The organism is Alteromonas sp. AMM-1 (assembly GCF_047290655.1).
Taxonomy (GTDB): Bacteria; Pseudomonadota; Gammaproteobacteria; order Enterobacterales; family Alteromonadaceae; genus Alteromonas; species Alteromonas mangrovi.
The window spans coordinates 1-5271 of record NZ_JBLBUE010000213.1; the positions used below are offsets into that span (position 1 = coordinate 1).

The following is a 5271-nucleotide window of genomic DNA, read 5'->3' on the forward strand; positions in this document are numbered from 1 at the left end:
GGTCCTTGAGCGGGCGCGTCAGGAAAAAGCCATCTATATTTCTGGCGGTCATGGTGAAGCCTATTTACAAGCTACCGACAAACCCATTGTGCTGATTGCGGGTGGAACAGGTTTCTCCTACGCTTATTCGATTCTTATGCAATCCCTCAAAGAAGATCCTAATCGCGACATAACCTTGTATTGGGGTGGCCGCCATTTAGATGACCTGTACTATCACGACGAATTGGTTTCTTTAGCCGCTCACCACCCGCATTTCACCTTTTTGCCTGTGGTAGAGTTTGCAGAAGAAAACTGGCAGGGTCGCAAAGGCTGGGTTCATCACGCAGTACTCACCGACTATGCCGATTTATCCGGCGTTCAGGTATACATTGCCGGTCGTTTCGAGATGGCCAAAGTAGCACGTGATGATTTCTTTGCCCGCGGCCTGTTAAAAGACGATCTGTTCGGAGATGCCTACGCCTTTATTTAAACCGACAGAATCAGGTGGTTAGAATGAAAAAAATAACACTTCCACTCGCCGTTGCCACATTGTTTTGCAGTGCAACAGCATCCAGTGCTGAACTGGCTTATATCGATCAGGCGCGACTTCACGATATTGCAGACGCCATATCGGCCCAGCGCATTGAGCAGGATATTCGCACTCTGGTGGGTTTTGGTACCCGCCATACGTTGTCTGACACAACGTCAGACACACGCGGTATAGGTGCAGCTCGCCGCTGGATTAAGCAGGAATTCGACAAGATTTCCGCTGCCTGCGGCAACTGTCTGGAAGTGTATTATCAATCGGGCACCATTAGCGGTGAAAAGCGTATACCCGATGCCACCGAGGTGGTCAGCGTGATAGCCATTCAACGTGGGATTACAGACCCTGAGCGCTATGTGATCATGTCTGGCGACATCGATTCTCGCGTTTCTGACGTAATGAATGCCACATCGGATTCCCCTGGGGCAAACGACAATGCCTCCGGTGTTGCGGGCACGATTGAAGCGGCACGCGTACTCAGCCAGTACCGGTTTAACGGTAGCATTGTTTACGCCGCACTGTCGGGTGAAGAGCAAGGTCTGTTTGGCGGCAAAATCATGGCCGAACAAGCGCAAAAAGACGGCTGGCGCATTAAAGCGGTGTTGAACAACGACATGATTGGCAACATCGAGGGAATTAACGGCGTAATAAACAACACTACCGCCCGTATTTTTGCTGAAGGCACCCGCCAAACCGAAACAGAAGCAGAAGCGCGCAGTCGTCGTTTTACCGGCGGCGAAGTGGATTCACCCAGCCGCAATCTGGCGCGGTACATTGATTTGATTGCCGACCGCTACATTGAAAATCTGGATACCATGGTGATCTACCGACTCGACCGTTTTGGTCGCGGCGGCCATCATCGCCCGTTTAACGACTTAGGCTACCCGGGCGTGCGCATTATGGAAACCAATGAGAACTACAACCGTCAGCATCAGGATTTGCGTACCGAAGACGGCATTAAGTACGGTGATACCATCGACGGCGTTAACTTTGATTATGCCGCCAAGCTCACCGCGTTAAACGCCACCAGCCTGGCCAGTATGGCATGGGCGCCCAACCCACCAGTTAACGTAAGCATTAAAGGCGCGGTTCAACCGTCTACCACACTCAGTTGGAACGCACTTAACGCCGAACAGAATCCGCACCTTGCTGGCTACAAAATTTACTGGCGTTACACCGATGCCCCGCAATGGCAATTCAGTCGTTTTGTTGGCAACGTAACCAGTTTTACGCTGGACAACGTAGTGATCGACAACTATTTCTTTGGCGTAGCCAGTGTAAGTAAAGACGGATATGAAAGCCCGGTCGTGTTCCCAGGAGCCGCAGGTGCTTTTGGCGAATAGCCAGCATCCGATAACGCAGTGCGGGCGCACCAGGTAACTATGCAGCCCGCGCTGACAACACAATAAAGGTATAACAAGCACTATGACAATACGCACACTGCCGGGTCTGTTGGGTTTTATATCGGTACTGTTTGGCAGTGCCAATGCCATCGGCGCTGAGCCACTAAACCTGGTGGCAAATCCGTTGCCTACTCTGGTAGCCGAAGACAACGAACCGGCGCGGATCAATGTGCTTATTTCACAGGCATTAAAAGCCATAGAGTTGCCTGCCACCCTGCATATCGACCGCCCGGCGTTTTCGGGAAGTGGTTTGCTTACTGGCAAATACAATGGCGAGTATGCGTTTCTTTCCCTGAACGATAAACGCAGTGATTTTCTGTATTCCGACGCTTACCTGCCGGTAAATTTATATTTGGCGAGCCGGAAAAACTCTCTGGAAGACATCAGCCATTTTTCGCATATTCGGAATGGACGGGTGGCCGCTGAAAACCGTTTGGCAAATACACCGCCATTGCGCCTGATTAAAGCCGTGTCCTGGGTAAGAAACCCAACCGTTTTCGACAGTTTTAAGCAGTTGTCGGAACAACGCGCCGAATACCTGTTAGAAGACGAACTGCTGCTCAGGGAATTCAATCGCATGCTGGCTGAAAATAAAGAACTACCGCTGTATAGCACGCCTGAACCCATACTTCAGGCAAGTTTGCATCTGAGTATTCGTTCAGATACATCGAACGCTGCAGCAAAAATAAGTGCATTCAATACTTATATCAAGCTAGCACAGCAAAATGGCACCTATAATCAGGTGCTGGGGATCAGTTGGCTGGCTAAAGACGTTAACGGCGACGGTGTAGCTGATTGGATCACCAGCGCTAAGGTAGCACATACTACTTCAACCACGGATGCACTCACCAACGCGTTTTCCCTTGATACAACCGCTCCCTCTGCAGCATCGCAATTTATTGTAGACGGTGAAGTAGTGCCAGACTGGCAGGCTGTTCAGACCAAACTGGCTAATGCTCCCCAAACGGCGCGTAAGTCGTATCTTGATCACGAAGTATATAAAAACATGATGAATCGCTGGTAGCAGCGAGTTCATCATAGCGGGTACCTGAAAAGCAGTCTCTTAATCCAGTGATTTAGCAAAGCGCTTGGCTGACACCAACACCCCCAGCACGGTAAAGCCCATCAGCCATAGTGTATCTTTCCATAAATCCGACAATTCAGCACTGCGCAGTACTAACCCTCTGATCATGCGCATGAAATGTGTTGCTGGCAAGGCTTCTGAAATCCACTGCACAACCACAGGCATGCCTTCGTAAGGAAACATAAACCCCGATAGTAAAATAGAAGGGAGTAGTACAAATAACGTCATTTGCATGGCCTGAAGCTGACTTTGCGCAATGGTTGAAATGAGTAACCCCAATGTAAGACTGGCCGAAATAAACAGCAGTGAACCCAATGCAATATCGATAGGGCTACCATTTATTGGCACGTTGAACATCAGTGCGCCCAATCCCAGAACAATCGCTACCTGCAACATACCTACAAAGATATAAGGCACTATTTTGGCGATCATCAGCTCCAACGAACTCACGGGCGTAGTAATTAACAATTCCAGGTTACCGCGCTCGCGCTCTCTGACAATCGCAATGCTGGTAAACAGGATCATCGTCATACTGAGAATAATGCCCAATAATCCCGGCACAATATTTATTGCGGTGCGCCTGCTAGGGTTGTAGTAAAGCGTTATATCGAACGTTTGTGAGGTAGCCAGGGTTTGCTGTTGATTGGCCAGTTTGGGCGTTAATGTAAATGGCATGGATTGTAATGCCGTTATCGCCCCCCCAATGACGCTATCGGTACCATCCACCATCCATTGCCCCAGTACCCGACCAGTTTCAATTCGATTGTTTATATCGTGGGGCAGCACCAGTACCGCCTTTACTTCACCATTTTGAATGGCTTGTCTGGCCGTTTCCGCATCTGGCAGATAAGTCACAATATCCACAACCTGTGTTGCTTTTAGCGTATCCAGAACTGCCCTGCCTGTTGCATTGTTAGTGTTATCTACCACGGCAACCGGGATCATGCGCACGTCGGTATTGATTGCAAAACCAAATAGCGTGAGCTGAATAAGCGGGATCATCACAATCATGGCAAACGTTAACTTGTCGCGCGACAACTGCCTGAATTCTTTAAACATTACGGCGCCAATTCGCGTTGTGGACATCATTGCCTGCTTGCTCCTGTGACACTCACAAACACGTCTTCCAGCGTTGGGCGGGCCTGCGTTAACTCGGCATTCTGCAAGGCGGGAAAAGTTGCTTTCAACCAGTCTATGGGATTCGCAATGTGGTTGTATACCAACACCCTGAGTCTTACCCCTAATTGAGCAGCAGAGCGGATATGTTCATTGGCCAGCAATGTGGCTTTAAGCTGTCTTAATCCCGCGGTTTTAATTTCTACAATATTCACCCCCATTTTAGCCATCAGCTCATCCGGCGATCCATCAGCGCGCATTTGTCCGGCTTCCATAATTGCCAGCTTGTGACATCGCTCGGCTTCATCCATGTAGTGGGTGGTAACCAGAATCGTGGTGCCATTCTCAGACAAATCGAATAGTTTTTCCCAAAAGTCACGGCGATTTTCAGGATCTACCGCAGAAGTGGGCTCATCCAGAAACAGCAGACTCGGCTGATGTATAGTGGCGCACGCCAGAGATAAGCGCTGTTTCTGCCCGCCGCTCATGCCTTTTACCATTTGGTGTTGTAATTGGTCGAGCCCATAGGTTTGCATTTGATCTTTGCAGCGGGTTATCAGCATAGCGCCGGTTAGGCCATAAATTTTCCCCATAAAGCGGAGATTTTCAATTACCGTTAAATCGTCGTACAACGAGAATTTTTGCGTCATGTAGCCTATGTTTAAACGCAATTGTTCAGACTGTTCGGGAATACGGTACCCCAACACCTTTACACTGCCCGCACTGGGACTCAACAAACCGGTGAGAACCCTTATAGTGGTAGATTTGCCACACCCGTTTGGCCCTAAGAAGCCGTAGATGTTGCCTTTTTCTACCCGCAGCGTTATGTCATCAATCGCCTTGAACCCGCCAAATTGCTTGGTTATGTTCAACGCTTCAATTACATAGTTGCTCATAGCGGGTCCAACGCAACCTGAACCGGGATCCCGGCACTCAGATGTTTGTAGCGTTCGGGCAGGTCGATTTCTGCCAAATACACCAGCCGGGAACGGTCGTCCTCACTCATACTTTTGTAAGGCGTAAAAGCAGGCTCAGCAGACAGCCGTCGCAACGTCCCCTTCACAGGTTCATCGATTCCATCTATGTGTAGTTGTAACTCACTGCCCACAGCAATTTTGGCTTTATAGGGTTCTGGTAAATACACC

The 5271-nt window shown here is 49.4% G+C and carries 5 protein-coding genes and 1 pseudogene; 3 read left to right on the forward strand and 3 right to left on the reverse strand.

From position 1 onward, the window contains the following. The 3 genes from fre to ACLR2L_RS18690 all read left to right on the forward strand — a co-directional run. On the forward strand, positions 1-469 hold a 469-nt coding region (gene fre / locus ACLR2L_RS18680), incomplete at its 5' end, for an NAD(P)H-flavin reductase (protein ID WP_413370348.1). Between the two features lie 23 nt (positions 470-492). Continuing rightward, positions 493-1866, forward strand: coding sequence for a M28 family metallopeptidase (locus ACLR2L_RS18685; protein WP_413370350.1), 1374 nt, complete (start codon positions 493-495; stop codon positions 1864-1866). 82 nt (positions 1867-1948) lie between these two features. Continuing rightward, positions 1949-2950: a hypothetical protein gene (locus ACLR2L_RS18690; RefSeq protein WP_413370352.1), complete on the forward strand. Its 1002-nt coding sequence runs from the start codon at positions 1949-1951 to the stop codon at positions 2948-2950. 39 nt (positions 2951-2989) lie between these two features. Here ACLR2L_RS18690 and ACLR2L_RS18695 read toward each other — a convergent pair whose 3' ends face one another. The 3 genes and pseudogenes from ACLR2L_RS18695 to ACLR2L_RS18705 form a co-directional block, all read right to left on the reverse strand. Beyond that, entirely contained in the window at positions 2990-4099 is a 1110-nt protein-coding gene (locus tag ACLR2L_RS18695) for an ABC transporter permease (RefSeq protein ID WP_413370354.1), read from the reverse strand. After that, complete coding sequence (locus tag ACLR2L_RS18700) at positions 4096-5022, reverse strand: ATP-binding cassette domain-containing protein (RefSeq protein ID WP_413370356.1); 927 nt, start codon at positions 5020-5022, stop codon at positions 4096-4098. The genes ACLR2L_RS18695 and ACLR2L_RS18700 overlap by 4 nt, the downstream gene beginning before the upstream one ends. Then, positions 5019-5271 (reverse strand): annotated as a pseudogene (locus tag ACLR2L_RS18705) (hypothetical protein); the annotation flags it as partial. The gene ACLR2L_RS18700 and the pseudogene ACLR2L_RS18705, both read right to left, overlap by 4 nt.